This is a genomic window from Marinobacter sp. DSM 26671 (assembly GCF_900112835.1).
Lineage (GTDB): Bacteria > Pseudomonadota > Gammaproteobacteria > Pseudomonadales > Oleiphilaceae > Marinobacter > Marinobacter flavimaris.
The window spans coordinates 95,679-121,271 of the sequence record NZ_FONF01000007.1 but is presented as its reverse complement, the minus strand read 5'-3'; the positions used below and the strand labels follow the sequence as shown (position 1 = coordinate 121,271).

Below are 25,593 nucleotides of genomic sequence, written 5' to 3'. Positions count from 1 at the left end.
ACCAGCCAAAGTCCGGACCAATCGCGGCAGAACTCCGCTTCGTAGGACTAAACTCTTCTTTATCCGGTGAGCGGGTCGAGCCGGTTTTGTGAGACAACCAGAGGATCCCATGGAAAAAACCAAGACCTTTCCGCTTCGCTATTCGGCCTACGCGCTCAGCATCATCGGCTTTATCGTCTCTTTTGGACTGGTCATGTTCGCAGGCGTAAGCTTGGCGTTTCCGCTGATCTTTGGTGCCTTCGCAGCCCTTGGCACCTACGACCTGCTGCAAAGACGGCACACGGTCAGCCGGAATTACCCGATCATGGCCAACTTCCGGTACCTGCTCGAATCCGTCGGGCCAGAAATCCGCCAGTATTTTATCCAGTCAGACACCGAGGAGCGTCCCTTCTCTCGGGAGCAACGCACGATCGTTTATCAGCGAGCCAAGAATGTCCTCGACAAACGCCCTTTTGGCTCCCAACTCGGGATGTATGACGAGGGATTCGAGTGGATGAACCATTCACTCGCTCCCACCCGCCTCGACAGCAGTGACTTCCGGATTCTGATCGGCAGGAACTGTGATAAACCCTACAACGCCAGTGTGTTCAATATTTCCGCAATGAGCTTTGGCTCGCTTTCCGCCAACGCCATCCTGAGCCTGAATACCGGTGCCAGAATGGGCGGTTTCTATCATGACACCGGAGAGGGCTCCATCTCCCGATACCACCGACAGCCAGGTGGCGATCTGGTCTGGGAGATCGGCTCAGGGTACTTCGGCTGTCGCCACAAAGACGGTTCGTTCAACGAAGATATGTTTCGGCAGAACGCCACGATTGAACAGGTCAAAATGATAGAACTCAAACTATCTCAGGGTGCCAAACCGGGCCACGGTGGAATTTTGCCGGGTGCCAAGGTTATCCCTGAGATCGCCGAAGCCCGGGGCGTTTCGGTGGGTGAGGACTGCGTTTCTCCCGCCAGTCATTCGGCGTTCTCAACCCCCATCGAGATGCTTGAGTTCATCGACCGCCTGCGTGAACTGTCTGGCGGCAAGCCCGTCGGCTTCAAGCTTGCCATTGGCCACCCCTGGGAGTGGTTCGCCATCGTCAAAGCCATGCTGGAAACCGGTCGAAAACCTGATTTCATCGTCGTCGACGGAGGTGAAGGCGGCACAGGAGCCGCTCCACTGGAGTTTATCAACCGCCTTGGCATGCCAATGACTGAGGCACTTCTGCTGGTTCACAACACACTGGTCGGCACCCATTTGCGGGAAGACATCGCCATTGGCGCAGCGGGCAAGATCACCTCGGCCTTCAACATAGCCCGAACTCTGGCCCTTGGTGCGGACTGGTGCAACGCGGCCCGTGGCTACATGTTCTCCCTGGGCTGCATACAGGCGCTCAGTTGCCACACAGGGCGCTGTCCGAGCGGCGTGGCCACCCAGGACTCCAGGCGCGGCAACAAGCTCGACGTAGAGCTCAAGAGCCAGCGGGTGTACAACTACCATAAGAATACTCTGGACGCGCTGCAAAACCTGCTTGAGGCTTCCGGGCTCAAGCATCCATCCGAGCTTGGTCCGGAACACGTTGTCCGGCGGGTGTCTAAAACCGAAGTTCACTCTTACATGGACCTTTTCCCGTTCCTTGAGCCGGGGGCCCTGTTGGAGGGAAAAACAGACCTGACTGTGTTCGATAAGTACTGGGAATCAGCCCGGGCGGACACCTTCGAACCACCGGAATTCATCCTCAAACTTCGGGAGACCAAGCTACGCTAAAAATTGCGATCAAAATCGCCGTCGGATGTTTATTTTTTCCATGGGCTCGTGTAGACTTCGCTCCCGCTAAGCCACTGAGAATACTCTCAAGTTTCGATGTGGCAAAGAGCGAATCGGGGCGTAGCGCAGCTTGGTAGCGCACTTGCATGGGGTGCAAGGGGTCGTAGGTTCAAATCCTACCGTCCCGACCAGATTCCGACAAAAAGCCCGGGCCGAAAGGTCCGGGCTTTTTGTTATAGGCACTTACTCGGCAAACGAACCCGTAAATTCAATTTTGCCGCGCGCGAGACGCAACCTGCCCTTTCGCTCAAGCTCTTTGAGCAGCCTGCTTATCACCTCTCTCGCTGTGCCGAGCTCAATGGCAAGCTCCTGGTGGGTGATGGTGATTGCGCGGTGCCCGGCTCTTGCCTCAAGCCAGTGAAGAAGTCGTTCGTCCATTCGCCTGAACGCAACCTCCTCCACCAGCAGCATCAGATCGTTCAGGCGGCGACCGTAAGACTCCATTATGCCCAGCCGGAAATCGGCGGACTGGTCCATGAGCCGATCGAACAACCCCCTGGGCACCATCAACACTTTGGCATCCTCCTCAACCACGGCCTCTGCGCGAAAGCCGTCACCGGTCATCAGGCACCCGATCGAGAGCGTGCAAATGTCATCCGCGCCCATCCGGTACAGGACGATGCTATTCCCCGACAGCCCTGTCATCTGAACCTTTACACTGCCATGGAGCACCAGTGGAAGGCCCTGACACGGATCTCCCGCTCTAAAAAGCACCTTTCCATGCTCAAATTGAATCGCCTGCAGTCCGTTCAGAGCGTCCCGCCGAAGGGATTCCGGCAATGTTTCAAGAATGCTGTGTTGCAACGTCAGTTTTTCCATAGTTAACGAGACTAGCTTATCCAGTGCTTTTCCTTGTGTGACTTTATCACTGAACAGCCCGGGAGCAGGCGTTAGAGTGGCCTTACTGCCTCAAATCAACCAAGGAGAATGGATCATGAGCATCAATATGGGATCTGCGGACCGTATCATACGCGCCATTGTCGGCATTGTACTTCTGGCGCTCGTATTTGTGGGCCCACAAACCGCCTGGGGCTGGATTGGCATCGTTCCTCTGGCCACTGCCGCAGTGGGCAACTGCCCCGCCTATTCAATTCTGGGCATCAAGACCTGCAAGAAGCAATAAACCTGCAGGCATAAAAAAACCGGGGCAGCTTCTCGCTATCCCGGTTTTTCTTCAAAGCTTCGGAAGCATTATTTGACCGGCGCGTTGAGAACCTCGAGCACCTCTTCCAGCTCTGTAATCATCTGCCGGATCAGCTGCTTGTACTGGGAGGTATCGTCTTTCACCTCGTGACTGCTCAGCTTCTGCTTCGCGCCACCGATAGTGTAGCCCTGGTCATAGAGAAGGCTACGAATCTGGCGGATGGTAATAACGTCCGCCCGTTGATAGTACCGACGGTTGCCCCGACGCTTTACCGGCGACAGCTGCGGAAACTCCTGCTCCCAATACCGCAGGACGTGTGCTTTCACAGCACACAGCTCCGCTACTTCACCAATGGTGAAATAACGCTTCCCCGGAATGGTGGGAAGTTCGTTGTTATGACTGGGTTCCAGCATACGCTTCTACTTTTTGCTTTAGTTTTTGTCCCGGGCGAAACGTAACGACACGCCGTGCACTGATCGGAATCTCTTCACCGGTTTTCGGGTTCCGTCCCGGCCGCTGCTTCTTGTCCCGCAGATCGAAGTTACCGAAACCCGACAGCTTCACCTGCTCGTTGTGGCTGAGAGCGCCTCTGATCTCATCGAAAAAAGCTTCTACCATTTCCTTGGCTTCGCGTTTGTTCAGGCCCAATTCCTCGTACAACCGCTCCGCCATTTCCGCTTTCGTCAAAGCCGCCATCTCTCAACTCCTCAGTGTTGCCCCCAGCTCTTCTTTCAATGCGTCGATCACACCGTTGAAGAGCGAATGCACTTCATCCTCGTTCAATGTACGTTCGGGGTGCTGCCAGAACAGACTCAGAGCCAGGCTTCGGTTACCCTCACCCAGACTCTCGCCCTCATAGACATCGAACGCACGCAACGCTGTCAGCTGCTCGCCGGCATGCTTTCTCGCTACACGCTCCACATCGGCGAACGCTACCTCGCTTCCGATAATAATAGCCAAATCCCGACGAACTTCCGGGAATTTTGAAATTTCTTTGAAATTAGGCACATATCCGGTAACGATTGAATTCAAGAATAGCTCAAACATCAGGATCGTGCCATTAAGTTCAAGATTTTTCTGAACTTGTGGATGCAGAGTCCCCAGCCAGCCCACGTGCTCGCCGTCGCGCATGAGTTCTGCAGTCTGTCCCGGGTGCAGCGCAGGATGCTGGCTGCCAACAAAATGGATCTCAATGCCCAGCAGACTGAACAGACTCTCCAAATCCCCTTTTACATCAAAGAAATCCGCGGTTCTGCGACCGTTTGCCCAGTTTTCAGGATACTGGCTGCCAACCACCACACCGGCCAACATCGGTTGTTGATCAATCCGCTCGCCCTCCTGGAGGAAGCGCAGACCGGTTTCGAACAGACGTATGCGCGGCTGCTGGCGATTCTGGTTATGGGCCACGGTTTTCAACAAGCCACTCCAGAGGCTGGTACGCATCACCGACAGATCCGAAGAAATCGGATTGGCCAGCGCGATGCCCTGACGATCGGGGTCCACCAGTTGCTGAACCTTAGGATCGACAAAGCTGTAGGTCACCGCCTCCTGGTACCCATGATCCACAAAGAAGTTGCGGATGGCCGATACCGGGCGAACAGCTTCCTGCTCCGGGCGCAGACCGAGTGAGCCCGTAGGCTCGGTTACAGGCAGATTGTTGTAGCCATAAATTCGACCGACTTCCTCGATCAGGTCTTCTTCAATAGAGATGTCCGGGCGGAAGCTGGGCACACTGACACGCCAGCCGTCTTTCAGGAGCTTTTCCACCCGCAGGCCGAGCCTGGTCAGGATCTCCTCGACGGTGGTGCGATCAATTTCCATACCCAGAACATCGTGAAGCCGGCGGGATCGCAGGTCGACAACCCGATCCTCGGGAATATCCTCATCGCTGGCAACTTCGACGATTTCGCCAGGCTCACCACCAACGATGTCCATCAGCAACCGGGTGGCCCGCTCCATCGCATCCCGCGCCAACTTGTAGTCAACACCTCGCTCGAACCGGTGCGATGCGTCAGTGTGCAAACCATAGTGACGAGCCTTGCCCGCCAGCGTAATCGGATCGAAGTAAGCGGATTCCAGCACCAGGTCCCGCGTTTTCGGACTGACTCCGGAATGCTCACCGCCCATGACACCGGCAATGGCAATCGGCTTCTCATGATCCGCGATCACCAGCGTTCCCTGGGTGAGCTCGACCTCCTGACCATCCAGCAGAACGAGCTTTTCACCAATTCGCGCCATTCGGACAACGATCCCGCCCTGGATTTCGTCACGATCGAAGGCGTGCATGGGCTGGCCTAGTTCCAGCATGACGTAGTTGGTGACATCCACGGCGGCATCAATGGAGCGAATACCTGAACGGCGAAGCTTTTCCTGCATCCACAGGGGCGATTCCGCCTGCAGGTTCACATTGCGCAGAATACGGCCAAGGTACCGCGGGCAGCCTGCCGGCGCCTCCACCCGGATATCAGGCACTTCAGAGTGCACCGATTCCACGGGCTCGATTGCCGGGCTGTTGACCAGCATGCTGTTCAGAACACCCACTTCACGGGCGATACCCTTGATAGACAGGCAATCGGCGCGATTCGGAGTCAGATCCACATCAATGGTGACATCGTTCAGCTTCAGGTAATCGGCCACGTCCTGCCCCACCGGTGCGTCCGCCGGGAGCTCCATCAGGCCATCGTGATTATCGGAGAGCCCAAGCTCTGACTCGGAACAAAGCATGCCCTCAGAAGGCTGACCGCGAAGCTTGGCCTTCTTGACTTTGAAATCACCGGGCAGAACCGCCCCCACCACGGCAAAAGGAACCTTCATACCTTCACGGACATTGGGAGCGCCACAGACCACCTGAACCTCGGAGGCACCATCACTGACCTGGCAAACCCGCAGCTTGTCTGCATCAGGATGTGGCCCTACTGACTGAACTTCTCCAACGACCACGCCGCTGAATTGACCGGCCACCGGCTCGAAACCGTCCACTTCCAGACCTGCCATGGTGATCTGGTCCATTAATTCCTGGGTATCGATTTGCGGGTTAACCCACTCGCGCAGCCACTGTTCACTGAATTTCATGGTTATTGCCTTGTCCTGATGCGGTTATGCCTGTTTGATTGGATGCCGTGATCTTGCCGGTTAACGGAACTGGCGCAGGAAGCGCAGATCATTTTCGAAAAACATACGCAGATCGTTCACGCCGTAGCGAAGCATGGCCAGGCGCTCTACCCCCAGACCGAATGCGAAGCCACGGTATTCCTCGGCATCGATTCCGCAATATTCAAACACCTTGGGATGCACCATTCCGCAACCCATGACTTCAAGCCACTTGATGCTGCCATCGGCTTCCCGACCCCATTCAATGTCCACTTCTGCGGAGGGCTCCGTAAACGGGAAATAGGAGGGCCGAAAGCGGACCTGAAGGTCCCGCTCAAAGAACACTCGCAGGAATTCTTCAACAGTACTTTTGAGATCCGCGAAGCTGACATTTTTCTCGACCAGCAACCCCTCCACCTGGTGGAACATGGGGGTGTGCGTCATATCCGAATCACAGCGGTAAACCCGGCCCGGGCAGATCATCCGGAATGGTGGCTTGCCCGCTTCCATGGTTCGAATCTGTACCGGCGAAGTGTGAGTTCGCAGCAGGGTGCCCGGGTTAAAATAGAACGTATCGTGCATCGCGCGAGCAGGGTGATGGCCAGGGATGTTGAGGGCCTCGAAGTTGTGGTAATCGTCTTCGATCTCGGGCCCCTGCTCGACGGTATAGCCGGCCCGGGCGAAGAAATGCTCGATCCGCTGGAGGGTGCGGGTAACCGGGTGCAATCCACCCAGGTCCTGACCACGGCCAGGCAGAGTCACATCAATGGATTCACTGGCAAGTTTCTGCTCGATGGCGGCACGTTCAAGATCGCTTCGCCGGGCATTGATGGCTTCTTCGACCTGCCCCTTGGCTTCATTGATTTTCTGGCCGGCGGCAGGGCGCTCCTCAGCAGAAAGCTTGCCCAGAGTTTTCGCCTGCTGGGTAATCACACCCTTCTTGCCAAGATACTCAACACGAATTTGATCAAGTGCCTGCAGGCTGTCGGCGCTATCAACTGCTGCCAGCCCGTCCTGAACCAGTTGCTCCAGGTTTTCCATTGACCCTGCTCCAAACCAGAAATGGAAGTGCTTAAAAACGTAACTTCAAAAACAAAAATAGGGGAAGAGCGTGCCCTTCCCCTATCAGGAGGCGCCGTCATGAAATCATGAGACGCCCATATCGATCAGCAATCGATGAAAGAGCTAAGCGATCACAGGGACGCTTTGGCCTTCTCAACAACAGCGGCAAACGCCTGCTGCTCGTTCATGGCCAGATCGGCCAGAACCTTACGATCGATTTCAACGTTAGCCTTTTTCAGACCAGCGATCAGACGGCTGTAAGACAGACCGTTAGCGCGGGCACCAGCATTGATACGGGCAATCCACAGAGCGCGGAAAGCACGCTTGCGGTTACGACGGTCACGGTAGGCGTACTGACCGGCCTTGATAACCGCTTGCTTGGCTACACGGAATACCCGGCTACGAGCGCCGTAGTAACCTTTGGCCTGATTGAGAATCTTTTTGTGACGACGGCGTGCGACCACACCACGTTTTACACGAGCCATACTTTAATCCTTCTACCTGTACTTTCTAAGGAATGATACTCGCGGCTGGATCAGCACGCGGTCATACGCTTGATAGATGCAACATCCGACTTGGCGATGAGCTTGGTGCCGCGCAGCTGACGCTTACGCTTCGGGCTCTTCTTGGTCAGGATGTGACTGGTGAAGGACTGCTTGTGCTTGAAGCCGGTGGCGGTTTTCTTGAACCGCTTGGTGGCTCCGCTTTTGGTTTTCATCTTAGGCATTTTTTAAAACTCCGCATTCTATTTTTAAATAAACAATAATGTGCCCCTGAACGACAAATCCCCCGCATGCGCGGGGGACAAGCACCCGATCAGGTTCACTTCTTCTTGCGGGGCGCCACAACCATGGTCATCTGCCGGCCTTCCATTTTCGGCCGCATCTCTACCTGGGCAAGCTCTTCAATATCTGCTTCTATGCGCTGCATGAGCTGCATACCAATTTCCTGGTGTGCCATCTCACGGCCACGGAAGCGGATAGTGATTTTGCCGCGGTCCCCGTTTTCAAGGAAACGTACCAGGTTGCGTAGTTTGACCTGATAATCCCCTTCTTCAGTTCCTGGACGGAACTTAAGCTCTTTGACCTGCGTCTGCTTCTGCTTTTTCTTGGCAGCCGCCTTGGCCTTCTTCTCGTCGAAGATTTTCTTGCCGTAGTCCATTATCTTACAGACGATCGGATCGGAATCCGTAACCTGGACCAGGTCAAGAGATGCCTCTTCTGCTTGCTTGAGAGCATCCTCTATTGGTACTACACCGACCTGATTGCCTTCTGCGTCAATCAGTCGGACTTCGGTTGCGTCAATATTCTCATTGATAGGCGCCTTTGGTGTGCGCCCACCCCGATTCGCTCGCTGTTTAATAATCAGATCTCCGTCTTTGTTTTGCCCTTGCGTTCAACATCTTCACTTAAGAATTGCTCAAACGCTTCAAGCGATAAAGTTCCCAAATCTTCGCCCTTGCGGGTTCTCACCGCAACGGCGTTGTTGTCGACTTCTTTGTCACCGACAACGACAAGGTAGGGAACCTTGTTAAGAGTATGCTCGCGGATTTTAAAGCCGATCTTCTCGTTTCTCAAGTCAGCATTAACCCTATAGCCCAAAGAATCCCACTTTTTCGCCAGATTCTGACAATAATCACGCTGATTATCGGTGATATTGAGGATAGCCACCTGAGTCGGCGCCAGCCAGGTCGGGAATGCACCTTCGTATTCCTCGATCAGGATACCAATAAAACGTTCAAAGGATCCCAATACCGCCCTGTGCAGCATGACCGGGGTCTTCCGCTCGGAATTATCGGCAACATACTGCGCACCCAGACGACCCGGCATCGAGAAGTCCACCTGAATAGTGCCACACTGCCATACCCGTCCGATACAGTCTTTCAGCGAGAACTCGATTTTGGGTCCGTAGAAGGCGCCTTCGCCTGGCAGCAATTCCCAGTCTACCCCTTCGCGATTCAACGCTTCTTCCAGGGCGGCTTCCGCCTTGTCCCAGACCTCATCGGAGCCAACCCGTTTTTCCGGACGGGTTGAGAGCTTGTACAGGATTTCGGTAAACCCGAAGTCTGTGTAGATCTCGTGCAGCATTTCAATAAATGCCGAGACTTCCTGCTGAATAGAATCTTCTTCGCAGAAAATGTGGGCATCGTCCTGGGTAAAGCCCCGAACACGCATCAGTCCATGCAGCGCCCCGGAGGCCTCGTTCCGGTGGCAGGAGCCGAATTCCGCCAGTCTCAGGGGCAGATCCTTGTAGCTTTTCAGACCCTGGTTGAAGACCTGCACGTGGCAGGGACAGTTCATGGGCTTGATGGCGTAGTCGTGCTTCTCCGACTCGGTGGTGAACATGTCGTCCTTGAACTTGTCCCAGTGCCCTGACTTCTCCCACAGGGTCCGTGACACCACCTGTGGTGTCTTGATCTCCTTGTAGCCATGCTCCTGCTGCTTGCGGCGCATGTATTGCTCAACTTCCTGATACAGCGACCAGCCATCCGGGTGCCAGAAAACCATGCCCGGTGCTTCTTCCTGCATATGGAACAAGCCAAGCTTCTTGCCGACCTTCCGGTGATCCCGCTTCTCGGCCTCTTCCAGACGGTGCAAATAGGCTTTGAGATCTTTCTTGTTACCCCAGGCGGTTCCGTACACGCGCTGAAGCTGCTCATTGCTGGTGTCGCCACGCCAATACGCGCCGGCCACCTTGGTCAGTTTGAAGGCCTTCAGCTTGCCGGTGCTGGGAACGTGGGGACCGCGGCACAGGTCGATAAAATCGCCCTGGCTGTAAAATGAAAGGTCCTCATCGCCGGGAATGTCCTGAATGATACGGACCTTGTATTCTTCGCCCATATCCTCAAAGAGCTTGATCGCCTCATCGCGGGACATGATGGAGCGAGAAACCGGCAAGTCCTGTTTGGAGAGCTCTTCCATCCGCTTCTCGATCCGCGCCAGATCCTCATTGGTGAACGGGCGGTCGTACTTGAAGTCGTAGTAGAAGCCATTGTCGATAACCGGGCCAATGGTGACCTGGGCTCCTGGAAACAGTTCCTGGACAGCCATGGCCATCAAGTGCGCCGTAGAATGGCGAATGATATCAACGCCGTCTTCATCACGCTCGGTGACGATTGCCAGCTCGGCATCGTTTTCGATGCGATAACTGGTGTCCACGAGCTGGCCATCCACCTTTCCGGCAAGGGCGGCTTTGGCAAGGCCAGCGCCGATATCGGCGGCGACATCATGAACGGTTACGGGTTCGGCAAAACTGCGATGGCTACCATCGGGCAGGGTTACGACGGGCATGAAAGGCTCCTGTTGGTTACTCAGCGGTGATCTATACCAGAGACCACATGGTGACGGCACGGCGCGATACAAACCGCGGGCCGCTTCGAGGCGAAGTCTAACAGAAAAAAACCCGGCAGGTTAATGCCGGGTTTGCACGGACAGGTGTGGCGTCAGGCTGGCTGGCCGGCGGCTTCCTCCCTGGCCCGCCGACGCAACTGACCAAACGCCAGAAGGCCGAGTAACACCAGAGCAGGAATGAACATCAGCTCTTTTGGCGGCCGTTCCAGGTCAACCTGCACGGCATCGATGGTCCAGCCAAACTGGATGCCAGCATCCTCCGCCGGGCTACCGAAACCAACGAAGTCTACCGCCATCTTTTCGCCATCCGGGCTGAGTTCAAGGCCGGCGTCCATCAGACGTTGCTCGGGCGTGTCGCCAGCGGGAATCTCAAGCCGCACATAGGTGGTCACCTCGTCGCCGTCAATCGTCATCCCGGAAGCCTTCAGGACAATCGGTTTGTCTGCTGGCACATCCTCAACATACTCCATGATCTCGGCGCCGGGCCGATCTGCCGTGGGCGGGTAAACCATATCCCACCAGAAGCCGGGCCGGAACATGGTGAACGTAATCAGCAGCAATAACAGCGATTCCCACTTATAGCTCTTGGTAAACCAGAACCCCTGCGTGGCCGCGGAAAAGACCAGCATCGCAGTGACTGCACTGAAGATCGTAACCAGCAGGTCAAACCATCCGGTCAACCCAATGAGCAACAACTGGGTATTGAAAATAAACATGAACGGGAGGATCGCCGTACGGATGTCGTAGGTGAAGCCCTGGATACCCGTTCGTATGGGATCGGCGCCGGATATGGCAGCGGCGGCATAAGCCGCCAACCCCACGGGCGGCGTATCGTCCGCCAGAATGCCAAAGTAGAACACAAACAGATGCACCGCAATCAGCGGCACGATCAGCCCATTCTGGGCGCCCAGAGTGACGATTACCGGCGCCATCAGCGTGGACACAACGATGTAGTTGGCAGTGGTCGGCAAACCCATGCCGAGGATCAGGCTGATAATGGCCGTGAAGATCAGCATCAGCAGCAGGTTGCCGCCAGACAGGAACTCGACAAATTCGGTCATCACCAGGCCAATACCGGTCAGGGTAACCGTACCCACCACGATACCGGCGGTGGCAGTTGCCACGCCAATACCCACCATGTTTCGGGCACCGGTGGCGAGCGAATGCGCAAGATCAAACACGCCATCCTTGAACGCAGTGAGGAAGTTGCCGTGCTTGTAGAAAAAGGCCTTCAACGGTCGCTGTGTAACAACAATGAAAATCATGAACAGCGTGGCCCAGAACGCCGACAGCTGTGGCGAGAAACGCTCAACAGTAAGGCACCAGACCAGCACTACAACGGGCAGAAGAAAGTACAGCCCGGTCTTTACAGTTGGGCCAACCGGCGGCAATTCGCCCATGTCCTTATCCGGATCGTCTTCCTCGAGTTCCGGAAATCGGGTGGCATAGCCAACCAGGCCGATATAGATCAGCACCAGCAAAGGTGCCAACACCCACATCGCCGCTTCACCGAAAAGCGTTTTCGTCCAGCCGATCCCGTAATACACCACCAGGGTCAGCACACTCAGGCCGATGAGGATAACGACCCAATTCAGCATCCGCTGGGCAAGAGTCGGCTTGTTGAGACGCTCAATGCCCTGCATGTTCAGCTTGCAGGCCTCAAGGTGCACGATATAAATCAGTGCCACATAGGAAATCATCGCAGGGAGGATGGCGTGCTTGATGACCTCCAGGTAGGAGATACCCACATATTCGACCATCAGGAAAGCGGCAGCGCCCATGATGGGCGGCGTAAGCTGGCCATTGGTAGATGCGGCAACTTCTACAGCACCGGCCTTGGTCGCCGGAAAGCCGACTCGCTTCATCAGTGGAATAGTGAACGTGCCGGTTGTAACAACGTTCGCGATGGACGAACCGGAAATAACGCCGCTCAGACCGCTGGAAACCACGGCGGCTTTGGCAGGGCCGCCTCGCATATGCCCCAACATGGCGTAGGCAACTTTTATAAAATAGTTACCGGCACCCGCCCGCTCAAGCAACGCACCAAAAAGCACAAACAGGAAAACGAAGCTGGTGGAAACCCCAAGTGCAACACCAAACACGCCTTCGGTGCCCAGCCACTGGTGAGACGCCAGTTTACTGAGGCTCACGCCTTTATGGGCAATCACATCCGGCATGTAGGGGCCGGCAATCGAGTATGTGATGAAGACCGCAGCAACGATAGTCAGCGGGAGCCCGAGCGACCTACGCGTTGCTTCCAGCAAAAGCACGAGACCGATAAGCGCAACCCACAAATCCTGAGTGATTGGCGCGCCGGGTCGCGTTGAAAGCTCTTCGTAAAAAACGTAGAGATATGAGGCGCAGAAAGCAGCAACAAGCGCCAGAATCCAGTCGTAGATGGGGACGATATTTACATGCCGCCCCTTGATCATCGGGAAGGCAGAAAACGCCAGGAAAACGGCAAACGCAAGATGGATTGAGCGCGCTTCCGTGGAATTAAAGATTGCGAAATTGAAGATATAGGGCAGCGGTGACGCAATCCAGAGCTGAAACAGTGACCACACCAGGGGAACGATAAAGAGAATAACCGCAGCGTATCCACTGGTCGCCCTGCCCCCGGTTTCAGTCTGCAGGATCTGGTCTACATTACTGCTACCACCAGCACCAGCTCCGTTAGCCGGATCGCTCGTCGCCATAAATTAGTCCCGTACGTAAAAATCAATCTCTGAAAGGGCGTCACAGCGGGCTTGAGCCCGCTGTGACGGAGTGCAGGCAGATCAGTCGATCAGACCAGCTTCCTTGTAGTACTTGGCAGCACCCGGGTGCAGAGGCGCACTCAGGGCATCAGAGACCATCTCTTCCTTATTCAGGTTGGCAAACGCAGGATGCAGGCGCTTGAAGCTGTCGAAGTTCTCGAAAACAGCCTTCACAACCGCGTAGACAACGTCATCGGGCACATCAGTGGATGACACGAAGGTTGCCGCAACGCCGAAGGTGGTAACGTCATCGTCACTGCCACGATACATACCACCAGGGATGACTGCCTTACGATAGTACGGGTTCTCGTCGATCAGCTTCTGTGTGGCAGCGTTATCAACGTTGACCAGGACACTGTCACAGGAAGTGGTCGCTTCCTTGATGGCACCAGAGGGGTGTCCAACCGTGTAGAAGAAGGCATCAATGTTACCGTCACACAGGGCCTGGGACTGCTCCGCGGCCTTGATTTCGGCAGCCAGGGAGAACTTGTCCAGCGTCCAGCCCATCTCATCCATCAGAACCTCGGCGGTGGCGCGCTGGCCAGAGCCCGGGTTACCAACGGATACCCGCTTGCCTTCCAGGTCTTCAAAGGTCTTGATGCCCGAGCCCTTGCTGGCAACAACGGTGAACGGTTCCGGATGCAGGGAAAACACCGCCCGAAGGTCCTTGTTGGCGCCATCGTCCTTGAACTGGCTGGTGCCGTTGTACGCGTGGTACTGCCAGTCGGACTGGGCTACGGCCAGATCGAGTTCGCCCTGGCGAATCGCATTCAGGTTGTATACGGAACCACCGGTACTCTCAACGGAACAGCGGATTCCATGCTCTTTGCGGTCCATGTTCACCAGACGACAGATCGCACCGCCGGCCGGATAGTAAACACCGGTTACACCGCCGGTACCGATGGTCACGAAACGCTGCTCCTGCGCGGAAACAGAGGTTGAAGCAGCACCCAGGCTGACTGCGGCAGCGACAGCAAATGCGGAGGCTTTCAGTTTCAGTGTCATGTGAGTTCTTCCTTTTTCTGCTCGTTGTAATTAGATGACCGCCTGTAGGGCGGGCAAGACATACGGTCACGGTAAAACATAGACCACTTCACGTCATAAATAAAGCACGGATTAGCTCGCTAACCGGTTGACCAGACGACAAAAAAGCCCGCAGTGCGGGCTTTTTTGCAGGTCGGTGCGAATGTTATTTCGCAGCTCGAGCCTTGGCAAGCATCTGATCCGGCCGCAGCAGGAACCGGGCCAGGGCCGGCAACAGCCAGATGGCTCCAACCATGTTCCAGAGGAACATGAAGAACAGCAGGAAGCCCATGTCGGCCTGGAACTTGATTGGCGAGAATATCCAGGTGACAACACCCAGACCCAGAGTCACACCGGTAAACATAACCGCCTTACCAGTGGAGCGCAGGGTCTCGTAGTAAGCCTCCTGAAGCGTTTTGCCTTCAAGCAGGTATTTCTCCAGCTTGCTGTAGATATAAATGCCGTAGTCGACACCTATACCGACACCCAGGGCAATAACCGGCAGGGTCGCCACTTTGATACCAATGCCGGATACCGCCATGATTGCCTCACAGAGGATCGAAGTCAGTCCCAGAGGTATCACGATACACAGCACCGCACGGATCGAACGGAAGGTCGCGAAGCACAGCAAACTCACCACACTGTAAACGAGGATCAGCATCTTATCCTTGGCGCCGGAGATAACCTCGTTAGTAGCGGCCTCGACACCGGCGTTACCCGCCGCTAGCAGGAACCTGTGCTCATCAGTGCTGTTGTTCCCGGCAAACTGTTCGACGCGCTCAACGACGGTTTCCAGAGTTTCTGCCTTGTGGTCCTCAAGGAAGACCAGTACTGGCGTCAGGCTGCAATCAGTGTTGATCAACCCGGCAGGCGCCTCACGAATGGACGCATTGATAATGGTCTGGTTGCGGGAGATCTCATACCACTTCCAGTTGCCCTCGTTCAGAGCCTTGGTCACCATCTTGGAAACATCTGCAAGTGATACCGAAGACTGAACGCCCGGCGTGTTCTGAAGCTCCCACTGCAGAGTATCCATGGCCCGCAGCACATTATACTGCGTGCACTGCTCTTCCGGTGTTTTGACCATCACCACCAATACATCCGCACTGGTCGAGTAATTATTGATGATGTAGGCATTGTCCTTGTTGTAGCGGGAGTCCGCACGAAGCTCAGGCGCACCCTGATCCAGGTCGCCAATCTTCAGGTCCTGCTTGTAATAAAGACCAAGACCGAGACCAATTACAGCAATCAACAACGAAATTGGCGCAACGCCCGGATGGGAGAAGTAGGACAAAACACGCCATTTCCGATCCTGTTTTTCGCCGTGATTCTGCACGTGACGAATACCCCCTTTGGAGATACCGACATAGGACATAATCAATACATGCAAAACCAGGTTGGTGAAGATCACGAACGCCACACCAATACCTGCGGCAACAGCCAGGTCCCGGATAACGTCGATCTCGATAAAGAACAGGGTCAGGAAACCAAAGGCATCCGAAATCAGAGCCAGCATGCCCGGAATGTAAAGAGCACGGAAAGCCAGGCGCGCAGCGGTCACCGCATCAAAGCCCTTGGCAGCTTCAACCGCCATGGCATTCACAATCTGAACGCCGTGACTGATACCAATCGCAAACACCAGGAATGGCACCAGCACCGAATAAGGATCCAGCCCGTAGCCCAGCAGCCGAAGCGTACCCAACTGCAGGAACACTGCAATGATTGAGGTAAAGACAGGAACCAGGGTGCCGGCAATAGCCCGCGAGTACCAGAACAGAAGCAGCGTGGTCAGCAGAATGGTAATCCCTGCAAACCAGGCAATAGAACCAATCCCCTCAATCAGATCGCCGACCTTCTTGGCGAAACCGACTATATGAATCTTGATGTTCGGGTTCTGTTCTTCGTACTTTTCACGAATCTTTTCTTCAAGCTGACGGGAAAATTCGCCGTAGTCCAGAGCCTCACCGGTCTCCGGATTCTTCTCGTACAGCGGCGCGTAAACGATCGTTGATTGGAAGTTATCAGAGATCAGGCGCCCGACTTCGTTGGAACGAAGAACGTTCTGGCGAAGCTTCTCCAGACTGTCCCGGGAGCCGTCATAGCCGTCCGGTATGACAGTGCCACCCTGAAAACCCTGTTCGGTAACCTCAACCCAGCGGACATTCGACGTCCAGAGGGATTTGAGCCCCGAACGATCCACGCCGTTGAGATAAAAAACCTCGTCGGTGATCTGCTTCAGGGTTTCCATGTACTCTTGGGTGAAAATATCGCCCTCTTCTACCTCGACGGCGATACGAACGAAGTTACCGAGGTTTTCAAGATCATCCCGGTGCTCAAGCATATTTACAATGTAGGGATGCTCAAGCGGAATCATTCGCTCGAAGCTGGCATCCGGCTGGATCTTGACGGCGTTATACCCCAGAAACAGCGTCAACACGGCGAAGACGACAAGAATGATTGGCCGATTATTGAAGATCAGCCTTTCGAGAAAGGGTTCGGCCTTGGGCGTGGTCAGATAGTGCTCGCCCTTGTCATGCTTAGGGTTGGACATTCAAAAGCCCCTCTATTATTCGTTCGGTTGTTGCCACATCAGGGCGTTATTGAAGGTTTCTTCCACGGGCGTCTGTGATTTTTACGCCACCTTCGCCGACAATCAGCAGGTCTGTTCCTGAGATAGGCACCGCGCTCATGACACCTTCACGATCACTTCTGAAATGCTCGCGGAAGGTTTCGGCGCCATTGGTGCTCATCAGTACCGCACCACTATTACCTACCAGGGTGATACGACCATCTTCCGAAACGACGCCGTCGTTGAGCGTAGCCCCAGCTGAATTGGGGACCATCCGCCAGCTTCTGCCGAGGTCTGAAGAGAACAGCATGTTGCCACGAAGGCCGAAGGCGAGCATCTCGTTCACCCGGCCTGTACCGATGACACCGAACAGGGAGCCTTCATAAGGCGCCTCACGGCGCTCAAAGGTCTCACCACCGTCTACAGAGACATGTATCTGACCGGCTTCACCAACGACCACCAGTGCACCACCCGTGATCCGGGTAATGCCATTGAGATGGAAGTTCTGCCGGTTATCAATTCTTGGCGCCCAGTCTTTCCAGGTCTCACCACCGTCCATGGTGCGCAGGAACATACCGTAAGCGCCTACCACAAAACCGCGGTTCTCGTTTTCAAACCAGACATCCAGCAGCGGGTTAACTGGACCAATGTCCATATCCGCCTGAATGTTCTCGAGGGCAAAGTAAAGGTCGTCCAGTGCCCACTCGAGATCCTCTTTCTCTTCTTCGGGCGCTTCTTCGATGCGCTCCTCCATGGCGGCAATCTGCTCTTCCCGGCTCTCAATGGCCAGTTCCATGGCGCGGATACCGTCAATCTGAAGGTCCCAGGTGGCCCCGGCGTCGCTGGTATGGAGGACAACGCCGCTGTGGCCCACGGCCCAGCCATGGCTGTCGGAGCCAAAATCGATCCCTGTCAGGGTCACAGAAACAGGTACCTCACCCTGAACCCAGGTTTTCCCCTCATCATCCGAGTAGATGATATGGCCGCGTTCTCCCACGGCCACAATGCGATCCCCAACCCGGGTCGCATCGGTGAGAAGATTTTCCGGGGCCAGATCCGTCGGCCGGGCCGGGGTTTCGATGATATCTGCAAGCGCAAACGCTGCAGGGGCAGACCAGACCATGGAAAGTCCAAGGCAGGCAGCGCCCAGAGTCTTGCACATCAACCTTTTAGCCATTCAGATTGCCTATTATGTTGTATTGAACTGTGTCTCTGACCGGCAAAGCCGGGAATAACTGTAAACATACCGGCAACCTTACGATTGCCGGTATGTCGGGTCGCCACTTCCTGTGGGCGGGGACGCATCCCTCGGCCAACAGTGCGTTAGCGAACACTCCTGCGGCGCAGGGAAGCCGGCGAGAAGTAACGCTTGTTCGGGACCTCATTGGTGAACACGCGGGTATTGGCCTCTTCTGTGTCCAAACCGAGTACATGATAACGACGGGCCTGAAGGTCATGATAGACGTCAAGAACCGTCCACACACCTGGAAGTTCATAATAATTTTTCGGCAGCCCCATCGTGACACGCCAGAGTTCGCCGCGACCGTCGTATTGATCCAGCAGAACCGTGTTCCAGCTGTCCTCGTCGATATAGAAGCGGCGCTTGCCATAGATATGGCGCTCACCGTCTTTCAGTGTGGCTTCTACCACGTGCACACGGTGAAGCTCCCAGCGGGTGAGGTCCGGATTCAGATGGGAGATACCGAGGATTTCCTCGTAAGGAAGACCTTTTTCCCCAATTCGGTAATTGTTGTAGGGGATGTAGATTTCCCGCTTGCCTTCGTAATTCCAGTTATAGCGATCCAGGGCCCCGTTGAAGATATCGGTATCATCTGCGGTCCGGAGGTTGTCAGCCGCTGCAATCGGGGAGTCGTACCCCAGGTTTGGCGCCCGACGTACCCGACGCTGACCGGCGTTGTAGCCCCAACCATTCCGGGGATTGATGATCTGATTCAGGGTCTCATGAATCAGAATGGCGCCACCGGCAAGGCGGGGTGGTGACTGGGTAAACGACAGGTAGTAGAAGATCACGTTATCCAGATCTTCTTCACCGCCTTCCGGGTTGTAGTAGTTGAAGAAGGCTTCCTGTTGAGAGGTAACCAGCGAGTAGTCACCGTTGGTCTGGACTGCCACCTCACTGGAGCGACGGGTTATATTCACGCCCCGCCAGCGGGTCAGGTGGTTCCAGACCGCCTGCCAGGCCTTCTGCTCGTCATTGCCGTGCAGGATCGGGAATGGGTAACCGCCAAAGGCTCCGTCCAGGCCTTCGCCCTGGCCAACAATCTCCGCGCTTACCGCGTTTTCACGGGTATTCTCAGCCACCCAATCAGGGACCGCATGGGTACGACGGGACTGGTAAACGGGCACACGGAATGTGGTCGGGTAGGTTTCGAGCATCGCCTTCACACCGTCAGTGAGGTACTCCTCATACTGATCCATGTTGGCAGGCGTAATGGTAAAAAGGACTTCATCATCCGGGAACGGATTAATGTGGTGCTGTCCGCTGCCCTCATAGCCGGGAGGCGGTTCTGTCAGCCCTCCGGTCCAGGCCGGGATGGTGCCGGCACTGTTGCCGGCCTTGGGCGAGCCAAAGGGTGTCAACTCCTGGCCCAGACGGGCCGCTTCACTGGCGGAGACCGCCGCCCACGCAGGCGCTGATGCCACGGAGAAAGCCAGCAGGCCGCCGAGAATCGCATTTTTGTTATACATCATTGTGAAACCTTAAGTGCGTCTGGAAGCCTCTGCGGAGGCTTTTTTATTGTCGTCTGATGGAATTACAGACCTTACTCCAGATTACCCGATCCCAGACTAAAGTCTATCGACCGAAAGTGCGATTTTGTATCTGGCTTCACTCCGCGAGGCTCTTGTGCACCACCTCATAAACATCCCGGGACAATCCGGATTTGTCGCGAATACGCTCCAGGGCAGATTTCATCTGAGCGCTGTACGCGGGCGCAAACTTTCTCCATCGGGTAAGCGGCGTCACCAGGCGCGCAGCAATCTGCGGGTTGCTGTCGTCCAGGCGGCAGACCTGATCCGCCAGGAATTCATAACCAGAACCGTCAGGCTTGTGGAAAGCAGCCAGATTCTGACCCGCAAACGCACCCACCACAGAGCGAATCTTGTTGGGGTTTTTCCAGTCGAACGCCGGATGCTCCAGAAGCTTACGGATGTCCGCCAACTGCCCGGCCTGATCACTGGACGCCTGCACAGAGAACCACTGTTCAACAACCTGCGGATCTTCCTGGAACCGATCATAGAAGTGATCAAGCGCCTGCCGGCGATCAGCCTCAAAGCCCGAATTGACGAGCGCACGCAAAGCACCCATGCGATCGGTCATATTGTCAGCAGCGTTCAACTGGCTCACAGCCAGGCCCCGACCCTCCTCGTCATCAATCATCAGCAACCAGGCCAAAGCGGTATTGCGCAGGCTACGACGGGCAATGGCCTCCGGCGTCACCTCGTAGGGACCACTGTCCTGTTGGCGCTGGTAGCAATCAATCAGCTCGCCTTTCAGGGCACCGGCCAGGTGCCGCAGCACTGAGTCACGAGCCCGGTGAATGGCTGGCACATCGGCGTTTTCGGTAAGCTCAATCAGGTACGCTTCCGAAGGAAGCTGTAGCATTTTCGCCACCAGGGCCTGATCCAGATCGGTGTCGGAAATCAGCTTGCGATAAGCCTCAACCAGTCTTGGTTCGATGTCCGCATCGTCCGGCGCTCCGACCAGTGACTGGATGACATCGACGGCCAGTCTCTGGCCCGCATCCCAGCGGTTGAAACCGTCCGGATCATGGCTCATCAGGAAGAGCAGCTGTTCTCGGCTCCAGTTGTAGCGAACCCGAACCGGCGCGGAGAAGTGCCGCAAAAGTGATGGCACAGGTCTGGATTCGACGCCATGGAATTCGAACGTGTGGACGGCTTCGGTCAGCTCAAGCACCCGCTCCGTCGGCGCACCCGAATCTCCGGATTCAAGCTGCAACGGCAGGGGCTGGCCATCCTGTCCAAGCAGACCCAGCGCAAACGGGATGTGCTGGGGTTTTTTGTTGGTCTGGCCCGGGGTATCCGGAATGCTTTGCTCAATAGTCAGGCGGTACACACCTGTCTCCGCGTCAAAGTCGTCCGAAATGGCCAACACCGGCGTGCCGGCCTGCTCGTACCACAGACGGAACTGGCTCAGATCACGGCCGGAGGCATCCTCCATGGCTTTTACAAAATCATCGGTTGTGACGGCCTGGCCATCGTGGCGCTTGAAATACAGGTCACTGCCCTTGCGGAACATGTCCGGCCCCAGCAGGGTATGGATCATGCGTACGACCTCTGCACCTTTCTCATAAATGGTCAGGGTGTAGAAGTTAGAGATTTCCATATAGGAAGCCGGCCGCACCGGATGCGACATCGGGCCTCCGTCTTCAGCAAACTGGGCGGTACGCAGCAGCGTGACATCCTCAATCCGCTTCACAGTCGGCGAACCCATGTCTGCCGAGAACTGGGAATCCCGGAAAACGGTAAAGCCCTCTTTCAGGCTGAGCTGAAACCAGTCGCGGCAGGTGACCCGGTTACCCGACCAGTTGTGGAAATACTCATGGGCAACGATGGCTTCAATGCGCTGGAACGCCATGTCAGTGGCGGTTTCCTGGCTGGCCAGCACACAGGAAGAGTTGAAGATGTTAAGCCCCTTGTTTTCCATGGCGCCCATGTTGAAGTCGTCGACGGCCACAATCATGAAGATATCGAGATCGTACTCACGACCATAGACCTCTTCATCCCAGCGCATGGAGCGTTTCAGAGAGTCCATGGCGTGATCGCACTTCTCGGCGTTGCGGGGCTCCACGTACATTCTCAGATCAATATCGCGTCCGGAGCAGGTAGCGAAGGTGCCCCGCTTTTCCACGAGATCACCGGCGACCAGGGCAAACAGGTAGCAGGGTTTGGGGAACGGGTCCTCCCAGGTAACGAAATGCCGGCCGTTTTCCAGCTCGCCTTTTTCAACATCATTGCCATTGGACAGAAGCACCGGATAGGCGTCCTTGTTGGCCTCGATGCGAGTGCGGAAACGCGCCATCACGTCCGGGCGGTCCGGGAAGAAAGTAATGCACCGGAAGCCTTCCGCCTCACACTGGGTGCAGAACATGCCGGAGGATTTGTACAGACCTTCCAGGCGGGTGTTGTTCTGGGGCTCCAGCCAGGTCACCACAGTCAACTTGAACTGATCCGGTACCGACCGGATTACCAGCTGGTCGCCCCGGTCTTCGTACTCACCTGCAGTCAGTTCACTGCCGTCAAGGGCGACGGACTCAAGCTTCAGGCTGTCACCATCAAGTTCCAGTGGCGCAGCTACTTCTTCAGATTCGGGATTCCGACGAAGCTCCAGCGTGCTGTGCACCCGGGCACCATCCTCGAAAAGCTCGAACCGCAGGTCTACAGTATCGACCAGATACGCAGGTACCTTGTAATCGCTCAGATAAATGGTCTGTGGCTGGCTGGTACGCATTGGGTTTCTCCAGAGTTCGCGGCCGGCGGGCGCTGGAATTCAGGGCCCGCTGGCGTGAAAAGATCGGCCGGGCAAGGCGCTGTCAGCCTTCCATAACCCGGAAACGGACTTCATAACCGGTGAACTTCCGAATATTGATCACACCGGTATCCAGAATAAGGTATTGCCCCTTAATGCCCTCAAGGACGCCCTCCACTTCCGGCGTTTTGTCGAGATTATGGGTTTTGATCTTTGCTGGCCAGACCTGAACCGGATAGCTCAGGCCAAGCCCCTGCTCATCCACTTGCCGGATCGAGTCCTGACCATGGGTCTCCCTGAGCGCCTCAAGATCTGCAGCAATCAGCCCGAGCATCCGCTGACGCTCCTGTGCCAGATCGAGCTCAGGAACATCGCCCTTGAGCATGGCCCGCCAGTTGGTCCGGTCAGCGACATGGGCCTTGCAGGCGACTTCCACCAGGCCGGCAATATACCGCGTTGCAACACGTACCATCGGTATGGCGTCTACTGCCCCCTGATCAATCCAGCGTGTTGGCACCTGGGATCCGCGGGTAATGCCCACCTTCAAACCCGATGAATTGGCCAGATACACCACGTGTTCCACCATGCAATGGGTTTCTCCCCATTCCGGCTCCCGACAGGTACCAAGGTGATAGTGGCACTTCTCCGGACTCATGATGCAGCTGTCACAAGCGGCAAGCTTGCGGAAACAGGGGTAACAAAAGCCCTGATTGAAGCTTTTGTTGGTTTTCCTGTCGCAATGAATACAACGAATCACGCCATCAAAATCCAGGCGCAAAGGCCTGCCGATCAGATCATTCAGAGGAATGCGGGTATCGCCAACGGCAATGGAGTAGGCCACCGGGTTTCCGGCCTCCGCCGGCATTTTCCGGAGCCGGCCGGTGACATCAATCAGTTCGCTCAAGACTTGACCTCGACAAACTGGCTGGGATCCATATCGTCTTTATCCTGCTTGCGCTGCACCGAAGGATCGCAGGCGGTACCGGCTTTGCTGCCCCGATCCAGGTAGCCAGTGCGCTCTTCTTCAGGAATGTTGTGAAGGTTCTCGTAGTAGATCACCGCTTCCAGGCTGATTTCACGCTGTTCGGGCGTCAGTTTTCGGCCATCAGGCCATTTGCCGAGTTCAATTGACTGCCGGAGGCTCCGGTAGACATTGGGATCCAGTCGCTCGATCAGTTCTTCGTAAGTCATCCCGCTCTCCTGAAAAAACGTTCATTAAAAATATGGCGGAACCGTTTGACAGCATCAAACGATAATGATTATCATTACTTCACCAAATGACGACGGTCGTATCATTTGGTCTCTCTCATCAGGAGCTAAAAGCTCTTTTAATGCCCCGCCTCTGGCGGGGCTTTTTTATGCACCCCTTCTGCCTTTTACGGGCAAAACCACCGCAAGGGCCAGGCCGGCAACAAACCCGCCCAGGTGCGCCTCGTTGGCCATACGCCCGAGCCCGATCATTTCCGGCAGCGGGGTAAATCCGATGACCATCCACGCAACGGCAAAGGTTACCAACGCAGGTGGAAACTGAAACCTCGGTGCCGATCGCTGGCTGAGCCAGCAATAACCCAGAATCCCATAAACCACTCCCGATAGCCCACCGAACAGCGGACCCGAGACAAAATACTGCAGGCCGTTGGAAATCAGGCTGGTGATCACAAACAGCATGATTAGCCGGGCGCGACCATCAAACCACTCGATCTGGCTACCCAGAAACCAGAGCATGACCGAATTGAAAATGATGTGGGTCCAGCTGAAGTGCAGAAAATCCGGCGTCAGCAGCCGCCAGACCTGGCCGCTTGCCAGCGTCGCTGTGAGCGCTTCAATGCGGCCGGCCATGGTGCTCCAGTCGTAATCCCGGGGGTCGATCACCATCAGGCTGGCCGCCAGCTCATTCTGCCCCATGGCCGTGAGCCAGACCATCGCTACGGCAAACACGATAATCCCCAGCACCAGCGGCGCATGACGTGGAGAAGGTTGCCAGCGGCCACCAACAAACACCGGTGAGCGGTTCTGACGATCCACCGCTTCCCTGATTTCCGGTTCCGCCATAAAACGGTCAAGGGCCGAGAGCACGGGTTCCGCATGGGCAGGATCTTCCAGCCAGAGCACCTGGAACCCGCCCTCTTCCGTGATGCGGTGGGTCACACCCTGACCGTTCAGCCAACGGCTGAAGCCCGCCAGGTTTACCGTGGTATCCAATTGCTTGACTCGGTACACCGCTTACTCCGCCTCCGGAAATGATTCAGCCACAACGCTCGGTCTAGCGTGCAAGACTGTCCTCGCTATTGGGATAATCCGCTTGCTCCGGTCTTTCCACATCAACCCAGACAAATTTGTCCCGGGAAAGTGCCCGCTCACCATCCATTCGGTAAGCGACCAACCGCCCGTACTTCACGGCACTGTAGTCGATGCACGCGACATTGGATTTGAGCGGCGCCGGCTCTCCTTCCATCCAGTAATGCCCGACAAAAACCGGGGGCGCATCGAGAGGATAACTGATCAGCTGCTTTCGCTCGCTTTCCGTCAATACGCGGCTTGCCACTTCCGGTGGCAACGGGTCCGGCTGGAAGACAACATCGGCATAGGTATGGGGATCGTCGGCCCAAAACTTGGTTCGGAAAAACTCGCGCACATAGCCATCCCGACCGGTGATGGTCATTCCCCGGGGGAGCCGTAGATCCGTCCCCCTCAAAAGGGTATCCATAACCTGCCCGGCAAAAGACTCGATGGCGGCAGAGGCGTGCAGGAAATCCTCATCAATGCACGCACCACCCTGCGACTGCTTGAATTTCTCGATCAGGTCGCCATCCCAACAGGCGTGCACAACGCGGAAATCCTCGTCGTCGATGAACAGCGGTATGGTGTAGAACCACTCGAGAAACTCATTCCACTCGTAGGGGTGCGCTTCGAACTGCTCGAGAGTCTCGCGGATCAGGCGGTCGTGACGCGCGTTGTGCTCGCGCAGGAAGGTTTTGCCGCTGCCCGGGCGCGCCCGCGTACAGTAACCCAGGGCATTGTACTCATGGTTGCCCATGACAATTCGAGCCGAACCATGTTCCACCATATCGCGCACAAGGTGCAGGGCTTCACGGATGCGTGGGCCACGATCAATGATATCGCCGATGAAGATCGCCTGACGACGGGGGTGCTGGTAGACCCCGTTGATCTTCCGATAGCCCATCTGGTCCAGCAATCGGGCCAGGGTATTGGCACAGCCGTGAATGTCGCCAATGATGTCGTAACCGCGGTTTGCGGTCGGTTTTGTAGCAGCCAT

General features: G+C 55.9%; 21 protein-coding genes and 1 tRNA gene. 3 read left to right on the top strand and 19 right to left on the bottom strand.

All coding sequences use genetic code 11. From position 1 onward, the window contains the following. Positions 1–109: 109 nt before the first annotated feature. Together BM035_RS09995 and BM035_RS09990 are read left to right on the top strand one after the other, a co-directional pair. Positions 110–1,753, top strand: a complete 1,644-nt coding sequence (locus BM035_RS09995) for an FMN-binding glutamate synthase family protein (protein ID WP_092031559.1) — start codon at positions 110–112, stop codon at positions 1,751–1,753. A gap of 114 nt (positions 1,754–1,867) precedes the next feature. Further along, positions 1,868–1,944: transfer RNA gene (locus BM035_RS09990), tRNA-Pro, on the top strand. A gap of 52 nt (positions 1,945–1,996) precedes the next feature. Here BM035_RS09990 and BM035_RS09985 read toward each other — a convergent pair. Beyond that, a complete protein-coding gene (locus BM035_RS09985) occupies positions 1,997–2,632 on the bottom strand; it encodes a Crp/Fnr family transcriptional regulator (protein WP_053114791.1) in 636 nt (211 codons plus the stop codon). Between the two features lie 115 nt (positions 2,633–2,747). On the opposite strand from BM035_RS09985, the gene BM035_RS09980 reads away from it, so the two are divergent. Next, the gene (locus tag BM035_RS09980) at positions 2,748–2,936 is read left to right on the top strand and encodes a YgaP family membrane protein (RefSeq protein ID WP_053114790.1); all 189 of its coding nucleotides are present in this window, start codon (positions 2,748–2,750) and stop codon (positions 2,934–2,936) included. Positions 2,937–3,004: 68 nt separating this feature from the next. Here BM035_RS09980 and BM035_RS09975 read toward each other — a convergent pair whose 3' ends face one another. From BM035_RS09975 to BM035_RS09890, 18 genes are all read right to left on the bottom strand, one after another. Beyond that, complete coding sequence (locus BM035_RS09975; RefSeq protein ID WP_008170477.1) at positions 3,005–3,370, bottom strand: MerR family transcriptional regulator; 366 nt, start codon at positions 3,368–3,370, stop codon at positions 3,005–3,007. After that, positions 3,351–3,653 carry an integration host factor subunit alpha gene (ihfA, locus tag BM035_RS09970; RefSeq protein WP_007151838.1) on the bottom strand — a complete coding sequence of 101 codons (303 nt, stop codon included), beginning with the start codon at positions 3,651–3,653 and terminating at the stop codon, positions 3,351–3,353. Before ihfA ends, BM035_RS09975 begins: the two co-directional genes overlap by 20 nt. 3 nt (positions 3,654–3,656) lie before the next feature. Next, on the bottom strand, positions 3,657–6,029 hold the full coding sequence (pheT, locus tag BM035_RS09965) for a phenylalanine--tRNA ligase subunit beta (protein WP_092031557.1): 2,373 nt from the start codon (positions 6,027–6,029) through the stop codon (positions 3,657–3,659). 60 nt (positions 6,030–6,089) lie between these two features. Next, positions 6,090–7,088 (bottom strand): phenylalanine--tRNA ligase subunit alpha, encoded by a 999-nt coding sequence (gene pheS, locus BM035_RS09960; protein ID WP_008170484.1) that lies wholly within the window; start codon positions 7,086–7,088, stop codon positions 6,090–6,092. Between the two features lie 152 nt (positions 7,089–7,240). After that, a complete protein-coding gene (gene rplT, locus BM035_RS09955; protein WP_008170485.1) occupies positions 7,241–7,594 on the bottom strand; it encodes a 50S ribosomal protein L20 in 354 nt (117 codons plus the stop codon). A gap of 50 nt (positions 7,595–7,644) precedes the next feature. Further along, complete coding sequence (gene rpmI / locus BM035_RS09950) at positions 7,645–7,836, bottom strand: 50S ribosomal protein L35 (RefSeq protein ID WP_007151842.1); 192 nt, start codon at positions 7,834–7,836, stop codon at positions 7,645–7,647. Between the two features lie 95 nt (positions 7,837–7,931). After that, positions 7,932–8,477 (bottom strand): translation initiation factor IF-3, encoded by a 546-nt coding sequence (infC, locus tag BM035_RS09945; RefSeq protein WP_075267677.1) that lies wholly within the window; start codon positions 8,475–8,477, stop codon positions 7,932–7,934. Continuing rightward, positions 8,474–10,399, bottom strand: coding sequence for a threonine--tRNA ligase (gene thrS, locus BM035_RS09940; RefSeq protein WP_008170491.1), 1,926 nt, complete (start codon positions 10,397–10,399; stop codon positions 8,474–8,476). The genes infC and thrS overlap by 4 nt, the downstream gene beginning before the upstream one ends. 152 nt (positions 10,400–10,551) lie before the next feature. Continuing rightward, a complete protein-coding gene (locus BM035_RS09935) occupies positions 10,552–13,155 on the bottom strand; it encodes a TRAP transporter permease (protein ID WP_008170492.1) in 2,604 nt (867 codons plus the stop codon). Between the two features lie 81 nt (positions 13,156–13,236). After that, positions 13,237–14,220: a TAXI family TRAP transporter solute-binding subunit gene (locus tag BM035_RS09930; RefSeq protein WP_008170494.1), complete on the bottom strand. Its 984-nt coding sequence runs from the start codon at positions 14,218–14,220 to the stop codon at positions 13,237–13,239. A 184-nt stretch (positions 14,221–14,404) separates the two neighbouring features. Beyond that, positions 14,405–16,789: an efflux RND transporter permease subunit gene (locus BM035_RS09925; protein ID WP_008170496.1), complete on the bottom strand. Its 2,385-nt coding sequence runs from the start codon at positions 16,787–16,789 to the stop codon at positions 14,405–14,407. Positions 16,790–16,835: 46 nt separating this feature from the next. Beyond that, entirely contained in the window at positions 16,836–17,984 is a 1,149-nt protein-coding gene (locus tag BM035_RS09920; RefSeq protein ID WP_227497736.1) for a WD40/YVTN/BNR-like repeat-containing protein, read from the bottom strand. 146 nt (positions 17,985–18,130) lie between these two features. Further along, positions 18,131–19,516, bottom strand: coding sequence for a DUF1329 domain-containing protein (locus BM035_RS09915; RefSeq protein WP_008170500.1), 1,386 nt, complete (start codon positions 19,514–19,516; stop codon positions 18,131–18,133). 139 nt (positions 19,517–19,655) lie between these two features. Continuing rightward, positions 19,656–22,298 carry an aminopeptidase N gene (gene pepN / locus BM035_RS09910; protein ID WP_092031554.1) on the bottom strand — a complete coding sequence of 881 codons (2,643 nt, stop codon included), beginning with the start codon at positions 22,296–22,298 and terminating at the stop codon, positions 19,656–19,658. An 82-nt stretch (positions 22,299–22,380) separates the two neighbouring features. Continuing rightward, complete coding sequence (locus tag BM035_RS09905) at positions 22,381–23,220, bottom strand: DUF2797 domain-containing protein (RefSeq protein WP_092031552.1); 840 nt, start codon at positions 23,218–23,220, stop codon at positions 22,381–22,383. After that, positions 23,217–23,507 (bottom strand): YeaC family protein, encoded by a 291-nt coding sequence (locus BM035_RS09900; protein WP_008170505.1) that lies wholly within the window; start codon positions 23,505–23,507, stop codon positions 23,217–23,219. Before BM035_RS09900 ends, BM035_RS09905 begins: the two co-directional genes overlap by 4 nt. Before the next feature lie 165 nt (positions 23,508–23,672). Next, positions 23,673–24,536, bottom strand: a complete 864-nt coding sequence (locus BM035_RS09895) for a rhomboid family intramembrane serine protease (protein WP_092031549.1) — start codon at positions 24,534–24,536, stop codon at positions 23,673–23,675. Between the two features lie 43 nt (positions 24,537–24,579). Next, positions 24,580–25,593: a metallophosphoesterase gene (locus BM035_RS09890; protein WP_008170510.1), complete on the bottom strand. Its 1,014-nt coding sequence runs from the start codon at positions 25,591–25,593 to the stop codon at positions 24,580–24,582.

What these genes read in the sequence shown, in the direction of transcription:
- BM035_RS09995 (WP_092031559.1), top strand. Translation starts at nt 110, where the DNA reads ATGGAAAAAACCAAGACCTTTCCGCTTCGCTATTCGGCCTACGCGCTC.
- BM035_RS09985 (WP_053114791.1), bottom strand. Translation starts at nt 2,632, where the DNA reads ATGGAAAAACTGACGTTGCAACACAGCATTCTTGAAACATTGCCGGAA.
- BM035_RS09980 (WP_053114790.1), top strand. Translation starts at nt 2,748, where the DNA reads ATGAGCATCAATATGGGATCTGCGGACCGTATCATACGCGCCATTGTC.
- BM035_RS09975 (WP_008170477.1), bottom strand. Translation starts at nt 3,370, where the DNA reads ATGCTGGAACCCAGTCATAACAACGAACTTCCCACCATTCCGGGGAAG.
- ihfA (WP_007151838.1), bottom strand. Translation starts at nt 3,653, where the DNA reads ATGGCGGCTTTGACGAAAGCGGAAATGGCGGAGCGGTTGTACGAGGAA.
- pheT (WP_092031557.1), bottom strand. Translation starts at nt 6,029, where the DNA reads ATGAAATTCAGTGAACAGTGGCTGCGCGAGTGGGTTAACCCGCAAATC.
- pheS (WP_008170484.1), bottom strand. Translation starts at nt 7,088, where the DNA reads ATGGAAAACCTGGAGCAACTGGTTCAGGACGGGCTGGCAGCAGTTGAT.
- rplT (WP_008170485.1), bottom strand. Translation starts at nt 7,594, where the DNA reads ATGGCTCGTGTAAAACGTGGTGTGGTCGCACGCCGTCGTCACAAAAAG.
- rpmI (WP_007151842.1), bottom strand. Translation starts at nt 7,836, where the DNA reads ATGCCTAAGATGAAAACCAAAAGCGGAGCCACCAAGCGGTTCAAGAAA.
- thrS (WP_008170491.1), bottom strand. Translation starts at nt 10,399, where the DNA reads ATGCCCGTCGTAACCCTGCCCGATGGTAGCCATCGCAGTTTTGCCGAA.
- BM035_RS09935 (WP_008170492.1), bottom strand. Translation starts at nt 13,155, where the DNA reads ATGGCGACGAGCGATCCGGCTAACGGAGCTGGTGCTGGTGGTAGCAGT.
- BM035_RS09930 (WP_008170494.1), bottom strand. Translation starts at nt 14,220, where the DNA reads ATGACACTGAAACTGAAAGCCTCCGCATTTGCTGTCGCTGCCGCAGTC.
- BM035_RS09925 (WP_008170496.1), bottom strand. Translation starts at nt 16,789, where the DNA reads ATGTCCAACCCTAAGCATGACAAGGGCGAGCACTATCTGACCACGCCC.
- BM035_RS09920 (WP_227497736.1), bottom strand. Translation starts at nt 17,984, where the DNA reads ATGGCTAAAAGGTTGATGTGCAAGACTCTGGGCGCTGCCTGCCTTGGA.
- BM035_RS09915 (WP_008170500.1), bottom strand. Translation starts at nt 19,516, where the DNA reads ATGTATAACAAAAATGCGATTCTCGGCGGCCTGCTGGCTTTCTCCGTG.
- pepN (WP_092031554.1), bottom strand. Translation starts at nt 22,298, where the DNA reads ATGCGTACCAGCCAGCCACAGACCATTTATCTGAGCGATTACAAGGTA.
- BM035_RS09900 (WP_008170505.1), bottom strand. Translation starts at nt 23,507, where the DNA reads ATGACTTACGAAGAACTGATCGAGCGACTGGATCCCAATGTCTACCGG.
- BM035_RS09890 (WP_008170510.1), bottom strand. Translation starts at nt 25,593, where the DNA reads ATGGCTGCTACAAAACCGACCGCAAACCGCGGTTACGACATCATTGGC.